General features: G+C 75.2%; 1 pseudogene. It reads right to left on the minus strand.

What is annotated here, in order from left to right:
- Positions 1-725: pseudogene (locus tag IH13_RS0119615) on the minus strand (hypothetical protein); the annotation flags it as partial.

Below are 725 nucleotides of genomic sequence, written 5' to 3' on the forward strand. Positions count from 1 at the left end.
CACCTGGAGCAGCACGGGCCGGCGCACGCCCTGTTCCAGCAGCCGCCGGGTCAGCGTGAACACCTGCCGCACGGCATCGGAGTACTGCCGGTCCGGTGGGCCGTCGGCGAGCGGGAGGAAGGTGCACTCCGTCCCCGCGGGCAGCGCGGCCCGCAGGGCGTCGTGCGCGTCGGCGGCGAGGCCCAGCACCACGACGTGCCGTTCCGGGAAAGCGCCCGCCGCCCCGGCCTGCCGCTCGGCCCATTCGGGTCGCAGGAGCACGACGTCAGGGGTGTCGCCGTCGGTGGCGGGGGGCACGGTGTCTGGTGCCGGCCGGTGGGGTGCGCCGTCGGTGTCGAGGTCGAACCAGCAGCGTTCGCGGGCGAAGGGGTAACCGGGGAGGCTGACGCGGCGCACGGGGGTGCCGGCCGGCCAGGCTTCCTCCCAGCGCACCTCGGCGCCGTCGGCCCACTGCGCGAGCAGGCCTTCACAGGTCGCCTGACGGGTCCAGGCGTTCAGGGCGGCGTGCAGGGCCGGGGCGTCGGCGGGCCGGTTGGGACGGACGGTCCCCCTGTGCCAGGAGCCCTTCGCGGTGGGGTCGGCGGCGAAGGCGGCGAGCTGCTCGCGGGCCTCGGTGAGGGAGGACGCGGCGAAGGCGAGGCGCTCCTCCAGCGCCATGCGTCCGGTCTGCAGGGTCCAGGCCCTGTCTCTTATACACATCTCTGATGGCGCGAGGGAGGCGTGTA

This window comes from Streptomyces sp. NRRL WC-3549, from assembly GCF_000721935.1.
In the GTDB taxonomy this organism is placed as follows: Bacteria; Actinomycetota; Actinomycetes; order Streptomycetales; family Streptomycetaceae; genus Streptomyces.